Consider the following 26,136-nt stretch of genomic DNA (forward strand, 5'->3'; position numbering starts at 1 on the left):
GGATTCTCCACTGGTTCTTCTGGATTCTCCACTGGTTCTTCTGGATTCTCCACTGGCTCTTCTGGATTCTCCACTGGCTCTTCTAGATTCTCTGTTTCATTTTCAGATACTATAATATTACCAGTTAAATCTTGTTGCTCTGTTTGAGCATATACTAGACTACTCGTTAAGTACATGAAAGCAAACAAAAACACTAACGTTTTCTTTAACAACTTCTTCTTCAACTAATCACCTCTTATAATAGTTTTCTGCCCTTCTTTCTTATAGAGGTAGGCTCTCTGTTTTCAGCCTCGTTTTTTTTGGAACGTGGTTAACCTTAAGAAAATCATTAACAGTCTAATTTTCAATATAATATTGTCAACATGATGATATATATTATTATGTTGTTAATATTAATATATATCACAAATAAAGCAAAAATGCTTTATTATTATTAAATTTATACCTTACAATAATATAAAATTACTGATTTTAGGCAATATAAAAGCTGCTTTGAACATATATATTCAAAGCAGCCAAACTGTCATATTATTCACCTAAGATACATAACAAATATTAATAAATTATTCACCATGTACTACATCTACCAAATATTTACCATCCTTATTCTCTGTCACCCTTTTTCCATAATCTACTAATTTATTAAATGTTAATTTATATTCTATTTCATTATTTAATAAATCAAAATTCAAGATAATTGTACTTGGGTCTATATAATTAGCTCCAATTGGAATTTTACTGTATTCTACACCATTATCTAAATAAGTTAATTTGTAATTAGATGCTTGTACATTATCTATATTATAATCAATTTCTTTATTAAAACTTAATTTAATTGTATTATTACCAATAATTTTTGCATCTGTAATAAATATATCTGGTGAGTTTGATGTTGTAAAACTAAACTGTTTAGTCTTAATAACATTTTGTGTATTACCTAATGTATCTTTAAATGATATAATTCTCAATTTGTATGTTTGTGATTGATTGAATTTAACATTATTACCAAAATAAAGTTTAATTTGGTGTGCTTCCTTAGTGTTATCATAATATACAGCTGTTGGAACTGCTATAAAACCAGAAGTAGTTACTCCTTGCACTTGATAATTACCTAACATTTTTGCTGCATCATCGTCAAGGGCTTTATTAACATAAACTATTAAAGTACTTTCATCTAAAGGTAAAATAGCTTCTATATCAATATTTTCTACACTATAGTAACCACCATTAAAAGCGTATTGTTTCTCAACTATTGAAAATTGTCTTGTGATATCAGTCATATCATTAATTAAAACTTTATATTCTTTATTAATTATTATACTTGTATTAATAGTTAATCTTACAACTCTACCTGCATTACTACCTTCATTTATAACTTCAGCCTTATCAATTTTAATAGGTTGATTGTTATAATCCGTAACATAATAACTAAATATTTGCTCTGCTCTTACAGGATTTACTTCTTTATTAAATACTAATTGTATTGTTCTATTATTTATTGGTAAACAACTTTCTACCATAAATGGGTCATTAGATTTAATAGATGATTTAAAATTAATTGTATCCCCTTCACCATCATTTAATCTGACACCATAGATACTTGATAACATACCATCAACAGTTAATTTAAAATATTCTTCTGATTCAAATATTTGATTCTTAAAGAAAATAGATAAACCATTATCACATGTTGATAATTTAGTAATCATCATATTCATATTATTTCCCTTAATATACTCTGTATCATCCTTATTAATTGTATAGAATGCTGTTTGTAGAGCATTGTCATTAATAGGTTGAGTAAAATAAACATATATTACATTATTACTAATTGCTTCAATCTTACTAACTTCAAAAAGATCTGAAACTATTTCATCAGGACGATATCCAATAAAATTATTACTAAGAGTATTAGAAGGATTACCAAAAGTATCTATTACTTTATCTACTAATATAGTATATTCTTCATCTCTCTTTTGCTCTTGAGCTGTTTTTATAATATATGTATCAGCAGAATCTTTTTTTGTAACACTTTCAAAGGATAATACATTTGATGTCCCACTAGATTCATATATTAATAGATTTTCTGGTGTAATTGGTTGTATAGATTCATTAAACTTAATCTCAATAGTGGTTGAATCAGTTGGCGTAACACTTACTATTTCTGTAAATATTTCGTCTTCAAGCAAATTATAATCAATAGCTTCTGCTTTAGAAATAATACCCTTGTCCACAAATTTTTGTATCATACGAACTTTTGTCTTATTATGATTCATTTGAAGCGAACGATATATAAGATCAGCTACTTCGCCTCTAGTAAAATTCTTATCCTCTTCATGTCCACTGGAATAGCTTAAATCTTGTACAAGTCCTATACCATAAGCCGTTCCAAAAACATTATTCCAAGTAAAATCTACATTATATTCATGACCCATAGCTGTTAAAATAAGTTTCAGAAAAGCTTTTTCACCTAGAGTATCTTTTGGTTTGAATGTATCATCTTTGTAACCATTTATGATTCCATTTTGAGCACAATACCCGATATAAGGTGCAAACCATTCACTATAACGAACATCTGAAAAACCAGTATGATTATACTTACCTTTATTTTCCTTTACTTCGTTCTCCTCACCTAATAATCTTACAATAAAAGCTGCTGCTTCAGCTCTAGATAACTTACTATCAAGGTCAAGACTAACACCATTCCCTTTTAAGATTTCTAGTTTTGTTAATACATCAATTTTATTAACATTATTATTTTCGGCATATATGTATTGACTACTAGTAATAACCAGACAAACAACCAATAATAATGTATAAATCCTTTTCGTCATTAATACCCGCCCTTTCTTAATTAATTTATCATTGATAATATTATATCATTTGACAATATATGAAACAATAGGAAATAAATATAGGCTATTTGATGTTTTTTAACATTGAATAGCCACCTATTTAATAAATTATACTTTATTGTAATATATATTTAATTGTATTTGAATTTCTTTTTTAAAAATAAACCATTAGTCCTATGACTAATAACTATTACTCTACTATAAAACTGTAATTATTTGGACTTAAATCATGTCCATATACGCTATTTATATTTTCAATCTTAACCTCATATAAAGTATTACCTTTCATTTGAGAAGTAGTTAAGATAACTTTTTTATTCTCTACATCGTAGTTAACACCTGTTATAGATACTTCTTCTTTATTACCATACTTCTGATTAATCTTATAATTAATAACTATTGTAGCTTGATCAATTTCTACTTTCTGACTAAAAATAATTTCCACTGACGTATTAGAAATATTATTTACTTCTTTAACGGGAAAAGTTTCGTTGCTAGTATCTTGTTCAGTACTATCATTGGATTGCATGCCTACAAAAGCTTTTGAATATTTGTCCATTGTATTTCCTGCTAAATCAGTTATATTACTTATCTCAATATTAAACAATATCATTCCTTGATCTAATGTTGTTAATATTACCTTTTTACTTGTACTATCTAACTTAATCTCTTTAATAGTTAATTCTTTTTTACTACCATATTTTTCTGTAATTAAATAATTTTTTACTTCTTCTGCTGTTTTTTTATCTATTTCTTCATTAAATACAACTTCTACTTCTGTAGATGATAAAGAATTTATATTTGAAATTTGAGGTTTAGTTTTATCGTTAGTTGAAACATCTTTTTTAGTATCAACGATATCTTTTTCAACTTCATCTTTATCCATAATACAAACTGTTTTTGAATCTTGATCCCAATCTATATCTTTATTTAGTAATTCTGATATCTTTCTTATTGGTAGATATGTTGTATCTTTATAAGATATAGTATTAGGAACTTTATTACCATTATCAAGAGTATAATTCTCACCTATTTTACCTACAACTTCATTATTAACAGATATATTAACATTATTTAACATAACATTGATAGCTTCCTTAATATCCTCTGCAAAAACCATTGTTGACATACATAATAAAACTCCTACTGATAAACCTACTACAAATCCTTTGAATTTTTTCAATGGTGTATCCTCCTTGTGTGTAATAATATGAAGCAACCTAATAGCTTAATATCTACTAGGTTGCTCATATAATATTTTATTAATATTTGTACTTTAGAAATGCAAAATCTTTAATCTCTTATAGTTTAGCATCTAATTCAATAACATTTGAATAAGCACTTTCATTACCTTTATCATCAACTAATGTTATTTTTATAGATTTTGATTCCTTATATGCATCTAACTCAATTACTTCAAATGAAGCATGATTACTATCTGTACCAGCTGTTAAAGCTTTTTTATCAATTAGAGTTGTTGTTTCACCATCAATACCATAGATACGAATTTCTCCTCTAACTTTTGTTATGATATCATTACCTATAATTGTATCTTTTTCAGTATCTACTTTATCAATATAAGTAAAACCATCTTTTTCAGTATTACCCTCTAATGTTTGATTGGTAGTTAAATCACCTAATGGTGTTACTACTGTTCCATCTTCAACCCACTCACTAGCATTACCCACTTGGTCAATTAATCTATAAAAGATTTTTAGTCCAGCAGTTTGTTCAGGAATAGAAGTAATAATATCAGGTTCAGAAGTATTCCATCTCATGTCATCATCTAAAGTACTACTTCCAATATTTCCTTCTACAATATCAGCTTTATCATTAGCAAAAGCTACTTGTAATTTGCCTTTTTCAGCTACACTTGCTGCTACTTCTGCAATTGCTATCACTTTATTACTTGAGTTGCTGAATACTAATCCATCTAAGTCTGTTGCATCTAACATTGAAGGTGCTGTTGTGTCAATAACTACATTATATGTTTTAGATGGTATAGTTGTAACAATATCATTACCTGCTCTATCTTTAATAGTTCCAACTAATCCAGTAATGGTTAAATCATTACTATTTTGATTTTCAAGTACTGTATAATCAAATGTCAATGTAGTTGAACCTGTTCCAGTAGCGTAATCAACATTTCCAATACTATCTGATAATGTTACAGCTGGAGTATCAGTTACATTAACATCTTCTGAGAATGTAACATTGATTTGAATTAAATCATCTTTTTTATAAATTCCATCTGTAATACTAATACTATTTATAGTTGGTTTTGTAGTATCAATTACTATATCATATGAACCACTAAGAGCATTAGAAGCAACTTCTAAATTAGCATCATTATTATTATTACTTTTTATTGTACCATCGTTTAATTGTATGCTTGTTACATTTAAATCACTACTATTTTCACCTGCTACAACAGTATATGTGAATACTATATTTTGCGAATCTGAGCCAGTTAAATAAGTAGCTGTTCCTCCTGATGATAAACTTAGAGTTGGTGCACCAGTTATTTTAACTATTTCTGTAAAATGTACTGTAATAGGTATAACTTGTGACTCTTTATATGTGTTATTCTCTATTGATGTAGTAATATTATTTATTGTAGCCACATTATTATCAATGACTATATTATGCTCATCACTAAATGCTCCATTTAAAGTCGTATCAGCATTATTTAAAGCACTATCTTGAATTGTACTACTAATAGTTTCTATACCTTCTATATTTAAATCATTGCTATTATCATTTTCTCCAACAATATATCTAAATAATAATTTATCAGTAGTAGTTCCTGAAATATAGTCTGCTTTTGTATTAATACCTGTAAACTTAATTGTTGGTGTACCAGTAATATTAACCACTTCTGAAAAATCAACTGTAATAAGAATTTCTTCACCATTTGTGTATGTCTTATTTTCAGATGTTGTAGTTATATCTTCTATAGTTGGTTTTGTAGTATCAATTACTACATTATGTGAACCACTAAAAGTATTTGCTGCTACTGTTAACTCGGCATCATCTACGCCATCAGCACTTTTAATTGTCCCGCCGTTTAAATCTATGTCTATTACATCTAAATCATTACTATTCTGACCAGATTGAATAGTATATGTGAATATTATATCTTGTGAATCTGAGCCAGTTAAATAAGTGGCTGTTCCTCCTGATGATAAGTTCAGAATTGGTGTACCCGTTACTTTAACTATTTCTGTGAAATGAACAGTAATAGGTATTTCATCCGCTTCTTTATATGCTCCGTTTGTTTTTGTTGTAGTTATACTATTTACGACTACAGCTGGACTATCAATAACTATATCATGCGCATCCTTAAATAAGTTATTAGCAAATGATAGATTAGCATTATTATTACTACTATCTTTAATTGATGCTCCATTTAATTTAATCTCTGCAACATCTAAATCACTACTATTGTCACCTGGTTTAACAGTATACTTGAATGTTAATAATCTAGTACCAGTACCCGATGTATAATTTACCTCACCAATATTATCAGATAATAATAGAGTAGGTTTAGCTGCTGGTATACCTATTACATCAACATTTTCTGAGAATGATACAGTAATATCAATTTCATCTCCAGTTGAATATGTGTCACTTGGTGAAGCTGTTGTAATATTAACTACTTTTGGAACAAAGCTATCTATTGAAACAGTTATAGCTCCATTAATCTTATTATTATTGTTATCACTTATACTATTAGTATCATTAAAGTTGAATGAAACATTAACTGTTCCAGTACCTATACCTACAGTATTTTTCATATTGATAACAATTTTGTTATTATTTATAGTTAGATTATCTACATTTGTTAATTCATTTACACCATCTATTGTTATTGCAGATAATGCATTTCTTAATATACCAACTGTTCTTAATTCTTCATTAAACCCAACTTCAATTTTATTTATCTTACCATCATTATCTGTGTCATAAGCCACACACTCTGATTGAACTAAATTAGGTGGATAGTAATCAAATATACCTGAGTTAGGAGCTCCAAATGATACTTTTGATTCATAATCTGTCTTTGAACGTTTCATCATTGAGTAATTATATAAATCAGTATTATTAGTTGTATCATTCGTCTTAGTAGTTACATAACCATTAGCACCTGCTGCAATAGCTTTATTAAATGTAAATGTTAATGTTTTACCATCAATACCAATATTTATATTATTTACATCATTAGCACTTACAGTTTTTTCATTTCCACCTACAAAAGTGGTAACTATACGTAATGCTTTTAATATATCTTCAGTAACATTTAAAGTTTTAGTTTTTGGATTAGAAGCACTAACTGTATCATTAGTAATCTTATTAACGAATTCATCTATTGTAGTATAAACTCCATCAGTATCGACAGAATGGGAACCATCACCGAAAGCAATTGCTGAATCCATACCGACTTGTAATTGCATTCTATCTCCAGATACAGCTGCATTAGCAATTTTAGGTCCTCTATTTATTTCGTATTTATTATTAACAACTTGAACAACTAAATCACCATTATTATCTGGTGCTCTAGCAATAGTCTTATTTCCTGTCATACTTGCCATATTTGTATCAATCACAAGTCCAAACAAAGAAATTGATGAATCAATTGCATTATCTAAATATATTGTAGCTTTTGTATTACGCTCATCGTATTCAATATATTTAATATTTGGTAAATTTCCTGTCATTGTATTACCATATCTATCTCTTAACCTATAACTTGTTATATTATCAACATTTTGATGCTGTGTTGAAGTTGCTTGATTATTATCAATAACATCACGATCATAATTCATTGGTTCAGTAAAATGTACATCAATAGTTCTGTCATCTTTCATTATTCCATATACAGATGTAATATAAGTTACATTAGTACCATTACCAGCAAGCGGCCTAGTAAAATCTCTATTATGCTGTTCGTATGGTAATTCTGATAAAGTTACATTGTTAGCATATTTATCATGAATATATCCATGTCTAAATGTTGCTGTATAAGATACTGACTGCATTGCTGTATCTATTGGAATATACCACTCTCTATTACTAGTTCCAACAATGGCTATAGCATCTTTAGTTATAGATACTGGAGAGTTATCACTAGTTCTTCTAAGTTGTATTGCTGAACCATTAAAATTAGCTACTGGTTTAGAAAAATAAACTTTTATTGTTTGACTATCAATTCCTTCAACACCAGCTATTGTAGGATTTGCATATACCAAATTATTAGATGGAACTATTAATTCTGTATTATTATTATCAAATGATACGTATCTATTATCATAATTAGCTGCTAAGTCGAATATGAAACTATTATATCCATATCCTGTATCCCAAGAAGGATTATCATCAACAACAATTAATGCATTTCTATCATCTACATCTTGATATGCCTTTAATCCTGATAAGGTTGTAAATGAATTAGATGTTCCACTTTGTTTTATCATAAAGAATGGAGCTACATCATCCTCTGCATTTATTCCCCATAAAACACCTTTTATCTTACGATCAGTTACATCTCTATCAAAATATATTTTAACAGTCTGTCTGTCTGTAGAGAATGCTGCTTGAATCGCAGGAAGTCCCTGAGCAATACCTCTACCTGTGAAAACTCCTGTTGCTCCTGATGAATCCATTGCAACTCCATCAGCATTATAAAGACCTTTTACTGTCAATCTGTAACTAACTGTTTCTGTAGTTTTTGGAATAGTCAATATAACTGCATTAGGATTATCATTATCAGTTGTTACTGTTTCTGGATAACCTACTCCACGATCTATTGTATATAATGCAACGTCTGTGGCATTAGTCCCGACTTTTGAATTAAATATAACTTTAATATCTGTATCTGTAATTCTAGTAATAGAAGTTATACTAGTAATTCTAGCTTCTTTTTTCTGACCTACAAAACTTGTAGAAGCTTTAGTTCCTGTTTCTTGTGAATTACCATATATATCAACTAAATCACTAATAGTTAATGTATAGAGTTGATTTTCCATCTCACTTACATTTAATTTAACAGTTTTACCATCTTCTAATAATTCTGCTGAATAAATTGCAAGAGAAGTATCAGTTATATAAGTTCGTTTTATTTCATAGTTTCCAATATCTTCTGCTAGGTCTTTTTCTACTTTACGTTGGAAATAAACTTTTAGCGATGAAGCACTTGTAGGTACTACAGCATTAGCAGCAAAACTAAAAGCACCTGTTGGTTTTGGCTTACCTACAAATGTAGATTCTTTATCAGTTTTAGATGAAGACATTGCTTTTCCATATAATGTTCTTAATCCATCAACTGTTACCTTATATAATGTTGATGGTTTCATTGTTCCATCAACTGTTAGAACGACACCTTTTTTAATTGCATTTGCTTTGGATGCTTCACTATTATAAGATGAATCAAATTCAGCAGCTTCAACTGTAGTAGCTTGTTCTGCACCAAATACATTAACTACAACATCATGATAAGTTTCTTCTAATTTGAACGTTGATTGATCTAAAGAATCAAAATCAACATTAGTCTTGAATTCTATATAAATTTTATTATAATCAATTGCATCTGCTCTACTTATTGCTTGATTAGCTGTTGATTTAGCTTTACCTACAAATGACTTATCATCATCTGTATCCATAACATTTCCAGCTAAATCTGTTGCACCAGATACAGTTATACCATATAAAGTAGAACCTCTTTGATCTGATGTAATTACTCTTACTGTTTTGTTATCTAGATATTCAATACCAACTATATCAAGTGATTTTCTTGATAGGTATTTTTCACTTGATGTTACTTTTAAATTATCTATTCTTACTGCTTCTGAAAATTCTATAACAAACTCATTAAAATCAGTTCCGTATGTTTGAGATATCTTAGGTTTTTTGATATCTGTAGACTTACCACCGAAGTTAATAGTTGTATCACCACTTGTTACTGAATAAAGCGTTCCAGCCTTAAGGTTATCCTCTAATAAAACCAATACTGTTTTATTATTCTTATCCCATGGTGCTACCTCAGCTGATACTACTTCCATTATCATATTATCTGTTTTTATCTTAAAAACACTAGCATCTACTGCATCAACTGGATTAGTTAATTTTATTTCAACAACTTTTGAATTAAGGGCCATAGCTGATTTTATATCTTCTATAGTAAAAGTCTTTAATAAACCACATTGTTCAGCGATACTGGAATCAATAATATTAGCACTAACTAGTTCATCCACCAACTTATTGCCTTTATTATTGTTTGCTTTCAAAGCCTCAACAGTTAAACTTGCAATGTCTCTATTAGTAAATGTTTGAATACTAGATGCCTTCGTAAGTCCTTTACTTTCAGCAAATTTGAATACTTCATTCCATTCAAAATCTACTCCATGTTCGTATCCAAGTGCACTAAGCATTACTTTACAGTACTCCTGGGCACTAACAACATCTCTTGGATTAAATTCACCTTTTGTATTTCCTTGCCAACCTAAGTGTGGGTTAGCTTTAAGATATGCCATGATAGCTTTACCTTCTAACCATGTTATATCATTGGAATCTACAAAAGTTTCTTTACCTCTATATTGTTTAGCTTCATTTTCAAGTCCTTTTAGTCTCAAAAACATTATTGCCGCTTGTAATCTGGTAGTTCTCTTGGCTAGATATTCTTCTGTTACACCATCATTATCACCTTTCAACATACCAAGTAATTCTACAATCTGTACATCACTTATTTCTTGTGTTTTTGCTGCAAATGATATAGTATGAATAGACAATACCATCACTAAGGCTAACACAATAGAAAGTGATTTTTTTAATTTCTTCACATAAATTCCTCCTCATCATTTTTTTGATTCTAAAATTAAGTACACTATGCAGGCCCTTATGTTAAATTATACCATTATATCTATTTTATAGCAATATAACCAACTTTTATGTAATATTATTGTAATCATTTACTAATATGTTTGTATTATTAGTAATGTATTCGACATTAAAGCATGTCCATATATAAGCAATATTACCTATAGTACATAACAAAATATTTTGGTATTAAAAAAGACTTAACAAGAATAACTCGTTAAGCCCTAATATTATAATATCTTATTGTCCTAAACCAACACCATAACTATTAGATGATATATTAGTCATAATACCACTTTCATCAACTATACTATCAATTTTAAGTTCATATACTTTAGCTTCTATATTGGAAAAGTTCAATACAATTGTCTTAGGTCCAACAAAGTTAGGTCCGGATATAGGTGTGACAGATACATCTTTACCATCTGAATCAGTATATACTAAATGATAATTTGATGCTGAACTATTAGACCCTCCGCCAGAAATAAATCTGCTAAATATTACTTTGACTTTATTATCACCTATTGTCATTACCTCAACAGGTTCTGGGAATTCTGATCTATAACCTGTTCCAGCAAATTCTCTTACTTCTGATTGAGTTGTATTATTACCTACTAAATCTTTTAATAAAGATTGTGTTACTAATTCATAAGATTCTCCATCTTTCATAGTGTTTGATAATGATAGAATAACCATTTCTGGTGTTTTAATATCATAATAAGCTTCTAGTGGAGATTGAGTTGTATATGATGAATCAGATTTACCTCTAATCAAGTAAGATGATATCTGCTGTGCTGACATTGGATCTAATGGACGATCAAAAAATACGTATACTGTTTTATTATCATAAGATGATACATCAACGATATATGGCTGACCTTCTCTATTTTCTGGTAAAGCCATTTGTAACTTAGTATCTTCAACAGTACTCATTCTTGTATCATCTTGTACATTCTTAATCTCTATTTCATACACTTTTGATTTATCAAGAGGTGTAATTGTCTTTAACATTACAGTCTTGCCATCAGCCATAACTTTCGCTGTATTAACAGGTGTAGAATAACTTGCTCCAACTTCTTTTATAGTGTAGTTAGTAATTAGTTCTCCAGATGATTGATCTACTTGTCTATTGAACATTACTTTTACAGTATTTTTATCAATAGGTTCAGGGAATATAACACCTATCTTTTCATATTCTTCCATCTTAGCAGCAAAATCAATATTAGTCTCTTCACCTTCATTTACTCTTGTTCCAAAAGCTCCTGTTAAAGTTCCTTTTACTTTTAATGTATAGATTCTATTACCGTTAAAAGACTTATTACCTTTCAAGAATAAACGTACACCATTATTAGTTCCTTTTATAATTTTTGCACTTAGCTGACTAAAATCACCATAGTTGATAAAGCTTTTACCTTCTTCAAGTATTTCATAATATGTTACTACTTCAGCATTAGTATTAATCGGTTGTGTAAAGTATACATCTATTTCTTTATCAGAAACACCTTGTACTTCAGATATTTTTAATAAATCTGATTTTACAACTGTTTCAACATAACCCTTGAACTCTTTTGTAACAGTTGATGAAATACCTTGCTTATCTACAACATCCATAATATTAACAGTATAATCTTTACCCTCAGCTTGAGTTGATGTTTTTAATGTTAATACTTTATCTTTATAAGATTTTACAGTTACTGTTAATGTTTTACTTGTTTCTTCAGTTTCATATATTACAACTTGCTCTTTTGCAATATCTTCTACATCTTCGTTAAGTGTTATAACTAACTCTGTAGCTGATTTTACATCTATTTTTTCAATATCTGTAACTGTTTCATCAGTTATTAATCCAGCTTTTACTGCTAAATCAGTTGTTATGGCTTTATTATCAATTAAACATTCAACAACATTCTTGTCTTGACCTTTTACCTCTATACTAAGTGCATTGTATAGTGCATTAACTACTGCTTCTCTTTTATAATCCATATTGTCAGCTGTTTTTGTTTTATATCTACTATCCTTAACTAATCCTATCTTATAGGAGTAGCTATAAACTTCATCCCATGAAAAATCAACATCTTTTACATAACTTAAAACTCCTAGAGTTAACTTTAGAAAAGCCTTTTCACTAATAATATCATCTGGTTTGTATGTATTATCACTAAAACCATCAATGACACCTTGTTCTACACAATATCCTACATATGGTGCATACCACTGTGATGAATCTACATCAGTGAATTTAGTTTTGGAATAGCTATTTTCATTTTCCATTACCATATTTTCTTTACCCATCATTCTTACAATGAATGTTGCTGCTTCTTTCCTTGTAAGTGTTCCTGATAGGTTATAACCATTTCCATCCCCTTTGAGTACATTAATCGTATTAAGTACATCTGCCTTTGCATTAGTATCTACAGCAGCTAAACTTGGTACATAGATACATGTACAAAGCGCAATTATACATAATACAGCTGTTAGTTTTTTCATTATATACGCCTCCTATTTTTTTATACTGCTATATTATACCATATTTGGAATGAAATATTTATTACAAGATGAGAACAATTATAATTTTGTTTATTTATTATATTATTTAATTAAGTTTTTATTACTAGAGAGTTCTATTATATAAATAAGTAGTATATCTTTAACAATAACAATTTAATTTAAAAAGCATACCTGAATCATCAAATTCAGGTATGCTTTAATTTTAGTTTTATTTAATAACGTTAATTATTATTAATATTATACTGCTGGTGTAATTACTCCAATTGTAATTGCTCCAGTTGCATCTACTGTTACAGCTATTGTTGCTGTTTTAACTCCGTCAGTAACTGAAATTGTTGCTGCTCCTGCTGATACAGAAGTAATAACAATTTTTGTTGTATCTGCTGATATAGCAACTGTTGCAACAGCTTCAGCATCTGATGATGCTGTTGTTCCTACTACATTTAAAGTAGCTAGATCATTTGCAGTACTGTTATCTGTACTAGCTAAAAACGCTTTTGTAATTACTCCAATTGTAATTGCTCCAGTTTCATCTACTGTTACAGCTATTGTTGCCTCATTTCCTGGTGTATCATCATCAACTGAAATTGTTGCTGAGCCTACTGCTACAGATGTAATAGCTATTTTTTCATCAACTATAGCTACTGTTGCAACAGTTTCATCATCTGATGTTGCTGTTGTTCCTATTACATTTAAAGTAGCTAGATCATTTGCAGTACTGTTATTTGTACTAGCTAAAAACGCTTTTGTAATTAATCCAATTGTAATTGTTCCATCAGCATTTACTGTTACAGCTATTGTTGCCTCATTTCCTGGTGTATCATCATCAACTGAAATTGTTGCTGAGCCTACTGCTACAGATGTAATAGCTATTTTTTCATCAACTATAGCTACTGTTGCAACAGTTTCATCATCTGATGTTGCTGTTGTTCCTATTACATTTAAAGTAGCTAGATCATTTGCAGTACTGTTATTTGTTTGTACTGGAAATGCACCGGCTACCGTTTCATTCACTTCAGCTGTACCTAAATTATTAGTACTTGTATCTTTTAAGGCATCTGCCTCAACTGTAATTACAGTTGATCCTGTTAATGCATTTTCAAATGTAATTACTAATTTATTTCCTGAAATGGCAACTGTATCACTTGCACCTAATACTGGGGATGTTACTTGAGCCTTTAAATCAGATGCTTTAGATACTATATCTTCATCAAATATTAAAGTAACTATCTTTTTAGTAGTATCAATTGTAGCACCTTGGAATTGAGGCTTTTGTGAATCATATAATGGTGAACTAGCTACACCTGTTGTTGAGCTACTAGCATTAGAACCAGTATTTGCTACTTTATTATTAATTGATCTAATTTCATAAGTTAATTCACTAGAACTTGCTGGGTCAAATTTAACATATGAAATTACCTTAACTCTAACTTCTGAACCTTTTTTAAGAGCTTTGCTTAATGTAAATTCTAATGTTTTATTATCTGATTTTCTAACAACTGATGTTACGTAGTTGTTAAGAGCATTATCAACTGATGCATCATCACCAAATAAAGCATTTAAGTTAAAGTTCTTAGCAATTGCTTTTGCATCTGTACTAGTAAATGTTTGATCATTAGTAGTTAAGATATCGTTTAAACCTGTTCCTGTATAATCAACAGTTGAACCAAATACAATCATCTTATCCATTTTAACTGTTAATGTAGTTCTATCATCATCAACAGATAAACTATCAATACCAGGAGCTGCTACTTCAGTACTTGATTGAGCAACTAATGTTTCATAAGCTTGACTTCTACCAGTAGTATTAGACTTATCTTTACAAACATTAATACCTGCTGTAGTCTTAACATCTGTAGCAATTTGTAATTTCATTTCATTTTGGCTTGAGCCTAATACAACTGGAGTATTGAAATATACAACAGCTTTATTATCTTTAGCTGAATAAGTTACATATTTACCTACAGCGATTTGTGCTGGAGTACTATTTTGGTATCCATTTACAACAAATCTGTCTGCATGTAATACGATAGAAGATGAATCCATAGCTTGTGGGAACATTACTTCTAAAGTTCTGTCATCTGTAAATACTCCATAAATACCTGTATCTAATCCATTAACTCTTTCAGTAGTAGTACCTGCAAATGGAATAGTTTGATATCCACAAGTATCTTGATCATGTTTAGCACTTAATCCGTCTATACCTTTTACATTTGTAACATTAAGTATTTCTAAAACAAATTGATTATCTTTATCAGATGAGTTTTGAGGCTCTTCGATTTCATTTTGTGTGAATAAATCAACTTTTGTTGCATTATTTGGATCAATTCTATAAGTTACTGTACCAAGTTCTACTGGTCCATTATCTTTAGCAACATCAAATACTCTAAAATTACCAGTTGGGTTAGTGATAGTTCCAACAGGTTGGTCAAAATGTACTTCTAAATGTTGTTTATCCATAGCAACAACACCTATCATCTTTGGACCATGAGCTTCAGCTACACTAGTTGCTACAGTTAAAGTTCTATCTGTAGTACTAGAATTCCCTTTAATATTTTCTCTTCTACCAGTTAAAATAAGTTTATCATATGTAGTTCCTGTTGTTACAGGAGCAAATGCATCATTTGCACCAACTACTATTAAGCTATTTTTGTTTTGAGGGTTTTGATAAGCAAAAACTGTTCCTATTGGAGTTGTATTATTTGCATAATCTGCTACAATAGTTAACACACTTCCATCAAGTTTGTCTGTTGCAGAAGTAGTATCCCAAATTTTCCCTTGTACAGTAGAATCAGTTACATCTCTGTCAAAGTAGATTTCCATCTTTTTATTGTTTAATGTAACAGCACCAGTAATTTGTGGTAATGTAGCTTCAAGCCCTCTACCTACAAAAGTACCTTTAACACCATCAGCGTCCATAGCTATTGCATCAGCATTATTAAGACCTTTAACTGCTAATTCATAAGTTCTACCATCAGTAGTTTTAGGAATAGTTAATTTAACAGCAGTAGGATCATCATCAACTAAAGCAACGCTTTCTGGATATCCAACACCATTATTAATAAAGTATAATGCAACATCAGTAGCATTATCTCCTACACTCTTATCGAATTTAGCAACGATTTCTGTATCATTACCTGTACGAGAAATAGTTACTTTAGTGATCTTAGTTTGTTTTCCTTGACCTACGAATGATGGTTCAATTTTATCTTGATCATTTCCATAGATATCTTTTAAGTTAGTTACAGTTAATTTATATAATGTTGAATTTTTCATTTCTCCAACTGTTAATCTAACTGTATATCCATCAGTTTTTACTTCTGCTGCTAATACTTCTAATTCAGCATTATCACCATAAGCTTTTTTGATATCATAGTTAGCAATATCTTCTGCTAAATCTTTTTCTACTTTTCTTTGGAATTTAACATCAATAGTTGTTGCACTAACAGCTTTTACATCTCCATCTTCTTTGAATTTACCAGATGGTTTTGCCATACCTACAAAAGAAGTATTTTTATCAGCTGTAGTAGTAGACATTGGTTGACCATATAATGTACCAACACCTTCAACCGTTACTTTATAAAGTGTTGAAGCTTTCATATCTTCAACCATTAATACAACACCAGTTTTGATTGCAGTATTTTGTTCTGCAGTTGTATCATTACTTGAATTAAATTCAGCTGTTTCAGTAGTAGTCGCTTGTCTAACCTCTAACACTTGAAGTTCTGTAGCAGTACCATAAGCTTTTTCAAGCTTGAAAGTAGCATCATTTAATGTATCGAAGTCTACTTTAGTTTTAAAGTCAACGTATACTTTGTTATAATCTAAAGCTTTTGCTTCTTTAATTGCTTGTTTAGAATCATCTTTCTTAGTTCCTACGAAAGATTTATCATCATCTTTATCCATTGTATTTCCTGCTAAGTCAACTGCACCTTCAACTTCTACACCATAAAGAGTAGATGCTGCTTGATCATCAGTTTTAACTATAACAGTTTTTTCATCTAAATAAGTAAAGTCCATAGTAGCTAATTCAGCTTTATCAGCATATTTTTTAGCAAGTTTAACAGTTAATCCATCAATTCTTACAGCTTCTTTGAAAGTAATTGTCATTTCATTGTAATCATTTGATGAAACTGATTCGATAGCTGGTTTAGTTTCGTCTTTAGCTTTTCCACCAAAGTTGACTGAAACTTCTCCACTTGTTACTGTATAAAGATTACCACTTGTTGAATCTTCAGCTAATGTAATTAAAACTGTTTTGTTCTCAGCATCCCAAGGAGCTAATTCAACATCAGCAATTTCAACTGGTGTAGCATCTTTATCTACGATTGTGAATTGTGATAAACTTACATTTTCAGCAGCTTCTTTTAAAGTTACTTTAATCACTTTTGAGTTAAGAGCAACAGCTGATTTAACAGCAACTTCTGAAGAAACTTCTACTAAACCAACTTCAACAGCTTTTGCTTCATCAATAGCACCTTTTTCGATTAATGCATCGATAAGTTTAACACCTTCGCTATTTTCAGCATTTAAAGTTTCAACAGTTACAGCTGCGATATCATTGTTAGTGAAGTTTTCAACTTCTGAAGCAGCTTTTAAGCCTTTTTCTTCAGCAAATGTAAGAACTGCATCCCAAGTGAAATCTCCTTCTTCACCATATTCATAACCTAATGCTTCAAGCATTACTTTGTAATATTCTTGAGCAGTTACAACACGATTAGGATTAATCTTTCCTTCAAATCCAACCCATCCTAATTCTGGATTAGCTTTTAAATAAGCTAATGCATTTCTTCCAACTACCCATTGTAAATCTTCTGCATCTTCAAAATTCTCAGTTCCTTCAAAAGCTAACGCTTCATCTTCAAGATCTTGTAATCTTAGGAACATAAGAGCAGCTTGGAATCTTGTAGTTGATTTTGCAAGATACTCCTCAGTTACACCTTCGTCGCCATCACCTTTTAACATACCTAAGGCAGCGCACTTATCTGCATCAGTCATTGTATCTTCAGCAGCAAATGACATAGTGAATGATGACACGATCATTGCTAATGAAAGAACTAATGCACAAACTTTCTTTAAGTTTTTCATTAATATTTCTCCTCCTTTTAATTTGCTTTCTTTAAATTGGAAAGGTTATCCACCTTTCAAGCACATGGTAAATTATAGCACTACATTATTTTCCAGTCAATATAATATATCTATATGTAACAAATCTGTAATAGAATTCTTACATGAAAAAATTATATATTATGGATAATAATGACACTTAGCTAATTATATAACATTATTAACCATTAATACAAGCATTTTCCTGCATTGTAATATTACCGTAATATATAGTTATAGTATTTCTTGACTATGTTAAGAATTCATTGTGAAATCATTAATTAATAAGAAAAATCACCACATTATTATATTTATAATAGTGTAGTGATTAATACTGCTATTCAATATATAATTCTTAAGCTTTTATAAATCTCTCTAACCCTGCAATACCTTCCTCATCCATCTTATAAACTCCAGCACACTCAAGTACCTGAGCAAAGATGTTACCTACTTCTTTCCTAATACACTCTTTCGCTTCATCAACCTTCATATCTCTACCATACTCTTTGACTAATCTCTGGGTCCACACACAATGTTTCTCTAGCACTTCATACTTTTCAACATCTTTTATCTTACCTATTAGAATATCTTCTATTAATGAAAGCTCTTTCTTAAGTCTTGCAGGAAGTACAGCAAGTCCCATAACTTCAATAAGTCCAATATTTTCTTTTTTAATATGATGTAGATGTGCATGAGGATGGAATATACCATCTGGATGTTCCTCACTTCTTCTATTATTTCTAAGAACTAAATCAAGTTCATAATCCCCATCTCCATTAATCCTTGCTATAGGTGTTATAGTATTATGAGGAATCCTCTTACCATCTTCTTCTGTATAAGCTAATATACCAAGACTCTCATCAGAATAATTTCTCCACTTACCTAGAATCTCATCAGCAAGCTCAATCAACTTATCCTTATCCCCAGAAGATAATCTAACAACCGATAAAGGCCACCTAACCAATCCTATCTTAACCTCTTCATAACCATCTTTCCTTAACTCCTTAATAATAGATGCCTTTTCCATAGGAAAAACATGATGTCCACCTTGAAAATGGTCATGGCTAAGAATAGAACCACCAACTATTGGCAGATCAGCATTAGACCCAACAAAATAATGAGGAACCTTCTCCACAAATGACAATAACCTAACAAAAGTATCCTTAGATATCTTCATAGGAACATGCTTCTCATTAAAAACTATACAATGCTCATTATAATATACATAAGGCGAATACTGCAGATACCAACTCTCACTACTTAACTCAACTGGAATCACCCTATGATTATTCCTAGCCGGATGATTCAATCTCCCTGGATATCCAACATTATCTATACATAAAAAACACTTAGGATAATTGGCACTAGGCATACTCCTAGCCTTCTCAATCTCCTTAGGATCTTTCTCTGGCTTAGAAAGATTAATAGTAATCTCCAATTGCCCTACCTGAGTATCAGCAACCCAATACTCATTCTTAGCTATCCTATCCATCCTTATATAATTAGAATCCTTAGACAATTTATAATAATAATCCGTCGCACTCTCTATACCTTCTCCATCAGCTATACCATAAAATCTATTAACTAATTCAGAAGGTCTAGGCATAAGCGTAGCCATAATCCTAGCATCCAACATATCTCTATATGTAACAGTATCTTCTATTATATTATTATCCACAGCATACTGTAATAATTCCCCCAATATCCCCACGGGAGAATCTATCTCTTCATAACTATCTAGCTCTCCATCATAAGGCTCGGAAATTGCTAATATATCCATAATAGAATTTCTTACTAACTGAGTATCCCATTTTGTTATCATATTGTTACTAAGTCCAAACTTAATAAGTCTTTCAATATTACTCTGCACTTTTTCCACAGTTCTACCTCCAATTCAAGTTTGATTAATTAACACTCTACTTATTTATCACCATATCCATTAGGATTATTCACATGCCATTTCCACGCACTCTCAATAATTCTTTCCAAAGAATTATACTGTGGCTTCCAATTCAACTCCTTAACCGCCTTGTCAGAAGAAGCTATTAACACAGCAGGGTCCCCTGCTCTCCTAGCAACTTCTTCAACAGGTATAGAATGTCCTGTAACTTTTCTAGTTACTTCAATAACTTCTTTAACAGAAAATCCTTTTCCATTACCAAGATTAAATACAGTACTAACTCCACCATTTTGCAATCTTTCAAGAGCTAAGATATGAGCATCTGCTAAATCAGTAACATGAATATAATCTCTGACACAAGTACCATCTTCTGTAGGATAATCATTACCAAATATAGATATTTTCTCTCTCTTACCAAGTGCTACTTCTAATATAATAGGTATAAGATGAGACTCTGGAGTATGGTCTTCACCTATATGTCCATCAACATGAGCCCCTGCCGCATTAAAATATCTAAGTGCTGTATACTTAATTCCATAAGCATTATCCGACCACTTCAGCATCTTCTCAACAGATAATTTAGTCTCTCCATAAGGATTAGTAGGCACAGTTCTATCTGTCTCCACAATAGGAATACTCTCTGGTTCTCCATATGTAGCCGCTGTAGATGAGAATACAATATATTTAATTCCATATTCCTTCATCTTCTCTAATAAACACATAGTTCCATACATATTGTTGTTATAATATTTTAATGGCTCATTAACACTCTCACCAACAAGAGAATCTGCTGCAAAATCAATAATAGCATCTATCTTATTCTCACTAAAAACTTTATCTAGAGCATCTCTATCCCTAAGATCACCTATACATAACTTAACATTCTCTGGTACTGCCTCTTTATGTCCTTTTTGTAAGTTATCAAATACAATAACTTCTTGACCTTTCTGGACAAGTCTTGCCACTGTATGAGAACCAATATATCCTGCTCCACCACATACTAAAATTGCCATTGTAATATCTCCCTTCTATTTTTAGATTCTTCCAGCTCCATTACCAACATTAGCTACATAAAACTCAGGGTTCAACCCTATTTTTCTTTCATAATTCTTACCAACTTGTTCTATAAACTCATCAACACAATCTTCCTTCACAATGCTAACTGTACAACCACCGAAACCAGCACCAGTCATACGTGAACCTATAGTTCCTTTTATCTTTCTAGCTTCTTCTACCATAGTATCAAGTTCAACACCTGTAACTTCATACAAATCTCTGAGTGATTCATGAGAAGCATTCATCAATTTACCAAATGTAATAATATCTTCATTATTAAGTGCTTCTACTGCTTCTATAACTCTTATATTTTCTTCTACAGCATGTTTAGCTCTATCTCTAGGAATATCTTTATCAATAAAATGCTTATACTTATCAAATGTCTCTACATCCATCTCACATAGATTCTTGATATCCAATTCTTTTCGAATACATTCTAGACCATATTGGCACTCTGAACGTCTTTCATTGTATTTAGAATCTGCTAAACCTCTTCTTTTCTTAGTGTTTCCTATAACAATCTTATAACCCTCTAGCTTAAGAGGTGCATATTTATATTCTAATGTTTCACAATCAAGTAATATTGCATGGTTTAATTTTCCCATACCTGAAGCAAATTGGTCCATGATACCACAATTAACTCCTACGAATTGATTCTCTGCTTTCTGACTCATTTTTACCATTTCAACCATATCTTCCTTACAATCAAACAACTCATTAACAACTACAGCTGTCAGAACTTCAAGAGATGCCGAAGAAGATAACCCCGAACCATTAGGAATATTTCCATAATACAAAATATCAAAACCGCCAACTTCATGACCCTTATCAATAAACTCCTTAAGAACTCCCTTAGGATAATTAGTCCAATCATGTTCTTCCTTATAACTAATATTATCAACATCAATTTCTACCTTAAGATCAAAATTAAGAGTAGCAAACCTAACCTTACCATCATCCCTCTTCCTAGCCGCCGCATATGTACCAAAATCAAGAGCACATGGAAAAACATAACCTCCATTATAATCAATATGCTCCCCAATCAAATTAACTCTCCCCGGCGCAAAAAACTTATCTACACCACTCTCTTCTCCACCATACAACTCCACAAACTTACCAACAATCTCTCTCTCCATATCTATTTCATTCCTCTCTATAATTTTAATCTTATATTATTTTTATTATCTAATTATTATATCTCTATCAATATCTAACATAGCCCAGTAGGTAATATATATACAAATAAAGCGACTTTTTAATATTTGTTAGAAAATCTTAATGAGTGGAAATAAATATTACGTTAAGAACCTTGACTGTTTGACGTCAGGAGTTGTCAAGGTTTAGTAATATTTATTGGAACGAATTTAGTTTTTCTTCAATTATTAAATATGAGCTGTTTTGTATATATATTACCTACGGTAGCCACACTAAAATTTATAATCTCCCAGCTACGCTATCTCTACTAATTAACCTAGTTTCAATAATAATCTTCTTATTCTCCTTATCCCTATCTCTAATAATCTCACATATCCTATTACCCGATATCTGTCCAAGTCCTGTCATGTTCTGATCTACTGTTGTGAGACTAGGTTCTGTTATCTGACTTATAATAGTATTATCAAACCCTATAATAGAAAATTCTTGTGGTACCGATATATTCAGAGACTTAGCCGCATTCAATGCTCCTACTGCCATCCAATCATTACAAGCAAATAAACAAGTAGCTTTACCATTTCTCTTAATTATATTTTCAACTATCGCTTTTGACTGCTCAACAGCTTCAAGTCCATTACCATCTTCAATCACCAATATGTTTTCTTCATTAAAATCCAGCTTATTCTCTTCACAGAATTGTCTATATATATCCTCTTTCACATCATATGAGTAACTGTATCGTCCTCTTAGGAAAACTATATCCCTATGACCTAATTCATATAGATACTTTAATGCTTCATAAGTCCCTACTTCTCCATCATTAAGAACATAGTTACAGTGAATACCTCTGTTATATCCATTAATAATGACTAGCGGTATTTGTTTACTAATCCCCTCATAATAACCTGATTTGATATTCTTGGTTCTAGGGTTAATTGCAATAATACCGTCAACACTTCTATCTTTCATATTGTCAATCATTAGCTTTTCCTGCTCTGGATCTCCTTCAGTATTACACAAAAACGTTGTATACCCTTTGTTTTTAATAACACTATCAATTCCTTTTACCACTTCAGAAAAGAAAAGGTTTTCTATGCTAGGCGTAAGAATTCCTATAGTTTGGGTTTTGTTATGTATAAGTCCTCTAGCTAGTAGATTAGGCTTAAATTCTAGTTCTTCTATTGCTTTTTGAACTTTTTTTGCAGTTGTTTCTTTTACAGGATAGTTCTTATTCATTACTCTTGATACTGTAGTAATGGAAACTCCTGCTAGTTTGGCAACATCAGCGATTGTAGCTCTTTTTTGCTGATCCATCCCTTCACCTCCTATTATAGAAAAGGTTTTCTAAAATCATTATATGATATAATATTAATATTTGCAAGTACTAATATTATTTTTTATAGCTCTTGTCATATGAAACTTACTATGTCATAAAAAAACGGTTATATCTATTTATAATTATCTAGATATAACCGTTTCACCTATTATATATTCTTATATTCTGTCAGACTATCCACGAATGAATTTTAACTATTAATGTATCTTCTAGTTATTTTTGAAATAATATTGAAGTATTTATTCCATTACCATCAATATCCATAACATTTTCAATAAGTACTGCATATACAGATTCAGCTCGTAAATTATTAACATTAAGTATTGCTTTAGTACCAGTAATATCAAGTTCTGCTGATTGGATATCTACCACTCCATATGTTTCACATCCATATGTATAATATACATCACTTATATTATAATTAGAGATATTTTCAACTGATTTTTTATCTACTACACGATTAAAATTAATCTCTACTTTATTATTATCAATAATTTTCACTTGCATATTTTCAGCTTGTGGATGATAACAGAATATTCTCCAACAATTATCAATGTTAACACCATTTATATCTTTGATGTTGTTATTGATACCAAGCATGAACATATCATGACTTATATCACCAGTATTAAGTGTAACTACAGTGTTAGTTTCATCAAGCTTAGCTGATTTGATATCTACATAATAGAATACGGCTCCTATAGATGGATGTATATTATAATTAGAAATATCTTCAGCTGCTTCTTTGTCTACTGCTCTACTAAATGTAATCTGTAATTGATTTTCGTTCAAGATCTTAAAATCTGAAATACTTGTCCTCTCATAGTCATTAGTGCTAGCATAAGCAACTACATTAGTACAAAAAAGTACAGTTACCAAAAAACCCATACTAATTCTTTTAATCTGTTTCATAATTTGCATCGTCTCCTTTAATTAATATTATATTTGGTTTTCTACAAGCCATATTCTAATATTTTCGATAATATTTATCAATAGTTATAGTATAATTTCATGTTTTATTAAAGTATTATTTAGTTTTATTTATTTTATACTGTTTAATTATCAAAATATTTTATATAATTAATATAATAAAGATTTGTTAATTTATCTATTATTATTTTTAAAGCAATACTTTATAACCAAGTAATTATATTAATCATTTTTATGGATTGGCCTATTAATAAATATTAAGAGCAATCAACCTATACTTCAAAAAAACTTAGCCAACCGCTTCACAAAGAATAAGATTCATAAAGAAAGGTTATATTCATTAAAATGAATATAACCTTTCTTTTCAATTTATTTGATTTAAATTAAGCTTATCTACCCACAAAACATTTAGCAACAGGTTCTAAAACATTTCCCCATACGCTATTCACATTTTGGACTTTTAATTCATATAGCCAATTAGGCTCTAACTCATCTGTTGCTAATATTATTTTTTTTGAATCAGATGAAATAGAAGCACTAAGTACTTGTACTTTTTGTTTATCTCCATACTTTTTACTAATTTCATAATATGACATATTATGTATTGTTTGTTCATTGATTTCACAGTTGAAAGTTATTTCTACTGTATTATCAGCAGTACATTTAACACTTGTAACTACAAATTCTTCTGAAGAACTAACCCCCACAAATAGTGAATCTACCTCTCTAAAGATCTGTCCTGATGCATCCATAAGATTATTTATTACAACACTATATAAGATTGAGCCTCTCAATTCTTCTGTTATTAATGTAACTTCATAACCAGTTGAATCCAATTTTGCACTAAGTACTTTTAATACTGGTTTAACACCGTATTTTTCTTTAATTACATAATTAGTTAAATTTTCAGCCGAAACATCACTAATCTTTTTATTAAATTTTAAAATAATTTTTGTTTTAGTAATTGCCCTCACACTAACTATATCAAAATCCTTATCATCTACGATGTAATCTGATTCCAAACCAACAAAAACTTTATAGTCATTATCCATCACATTACCAGCTAAATCTGCTATTCCAGAAATATCAATTCCATATAGAGTACAACCTTTTTGTTTTTCTGTAGTAACAATAACCTTAGTCTTAGACTCGTCAACTACTGCTTCTAATACTTGTAACTGTTCTTTACTTCCGTATTTTTCAAAGATAGTATAATTGGAAATTTCTTCAACTGTAGTTTTATCTAGCTCTTCATTAAAAGTAATCTCTACTCTATTTCCTTCAATTCCCATAACTTTAGTTACTTCTGGTTTTGCCAGATCATCACTGTTAGCATACACACATGTAGTTGTACACAAAAGTACTGCAATTAATAAACACACACTAAATTCCCTTAATCTTTTCATAATTATTACTCA

Annotated in this window: 12 protein-coding genes; all 12 read right to left on the reverse strand. The window is 30.3% G+C overall.

Going from position 1 to position 26,136, the window contains the following annotated elements; all coding sequences use genetic code 11:
- Positions 1-224, reverse strand: a 224-nt coding sequence (locus tag ACX6CF_RS07460; RefSeq protein WP_458784687.1) for a hypothetical protein, incomplete at its 3' end; no start/stop codon positions are given.
- Positions 225-563: 339 nt separating this feature from the next.
- Positions 564-2,834 carry an S-layer homology domain-containing protein gene (locus ACX6CF_RS07465; protein ID WP_458784688.1) on the reverse strand — a complete coding sequence of 757 codons (2,271 nt, stop codon included), beginning with the start codon at positions 2,832-2,834 and terminating at the stop codon, positions 564-566.
- Positions 2,835-3,045: 211 nt separating this feature from the next.
- Positions 3,046-4,038 carry a stalk domain-containing protein gene (locus tag ACX6CF_RS07470; protein WP_458784689.1) on the reverse strand — a complete coding sequence of 331 codons (993 nt, stop codon included), beginning with the start codon at positions 4,036-4,038 and terminating at the stop codon, positions 3,046-3,048.
- A 118-nt stretch (positions 4,039-4,156) separates the two neighbouring features.
- On the reverse strand, positions 4,157-10,690 hold the full coding sequence (locus ACX6CF_RS07475) for a beta strand repeat-containing protein (RefSeq protein ID WP_458784690.1): 6,534 nt from the start codon (positions 10,688-10,690) through the stop codon (positions 4,157-4,159).
- A 277-nt stretch (positions 10,691-10,967) separates the two neighbouring features.
- Positions 10,968-13,214 (reverse strand): S-layer homology domain-containing protein, encoded by a 2,247-nt coding sequence (locus ACX6CF_RS07480; protein ID WP_458784691.1) that lies wholly within the window; start codon positions 13,212-13,214, stop codon positions 10,968-10,970.
- A 258-nt stretch (positions 13,215-13,472) separates the two neighbouring features.
- Positions 13,473-18,323 (reverse strand): autotransporter outer membrane beta-barrel domain-containing protein, encoded by a 4,851-nt coding sequence (locus ACX6CF_RS07485; protein ID WP_458784692.1) that lies wholly within the window; start codon positions 18,321-18,323, stop codon positions 13,473-13,475.
- Between the two features lie 373 nt (positions 18,324-18,696).
- A complete protein-coding gene (locus tag ACX6CF_RS07490) occupies positions 18,697-20,220 on the reverse strand; it encodes a UDP-glucose--hexose-1-phosphate uridylyltransferase (RefSeq protein WP_458784693.1) in 1,524 nt (507 codons plus the stop codon).
- Between the two features lie 41 nt (positions 20,221-20,261).
- Positions 20,262-21,254 carry a UDP-glucose 4-epimerase GalE gene (gene galE / locus ACX6CF_RS07495; protein WP_458784694.1) on the reverse strand — a complete coding sequence of 331 codons (993 nt, stop codon included), beginning with the start codon at positions 21,252-21,254 and terminating at the stop codon, positions 20,262-20,264.
- Between the two features lie 21 nt (positions 21,255-21,275).
- Positions 21,276-22,433: a galactokinase gene (locus ACX6CF_RS07500; RefSeq protein WP_458784695.1), complete on the reverse strand. Its 1,158-nt coding sequence runs from the start codon at positions 22,431-22,433 to the stop codon at positions 21,276-21,278.
- 298 nt (positions 22,434-22,731) lie between these two features.
- On the reverse strand, positions 22,732-23,766 hold the full coding sequence (locus ACX6CF_RS07505) for a LacI family DNA-binding transcriptional regulator (protein ID WP_458784696.1): 1,035 nt from the start codon (positions 23,764-23,766) through the stop codon (positions 22,732-22,734).
- Between the two features lie 235 nt (positions 23,767-24,001).
- Positions 24,002-24,700: a hypothetical protein gene (locus tag ACX6CF_RS07510; RefSeq protein WP_458784697.1), complete on the reverse strand. Its 699-nt coding sequence runs from the start codon at positions 24,698-24,700 to the stop codon at positions 24,002-24,004.
- A gap of 407 nt (positions 24,701-25,107) precedes the next feature.
- On the reverse strand, positions 25,108-26,124 hold the full coding sequence (locus ACX6CF_RS07515; protein ID WP_458784698.1) for an Ig-like domain-containing domain: 1,017 nt from the start codon (positions 26,122-26,124) through the stop codon (positions 25,108-25,110).
- Between the last annotated feature and the right edge of the window lie 12 nt (positions 26,125-26,136).

The organism is Vallitalea sediminicola, assembly GCF_054408565.1.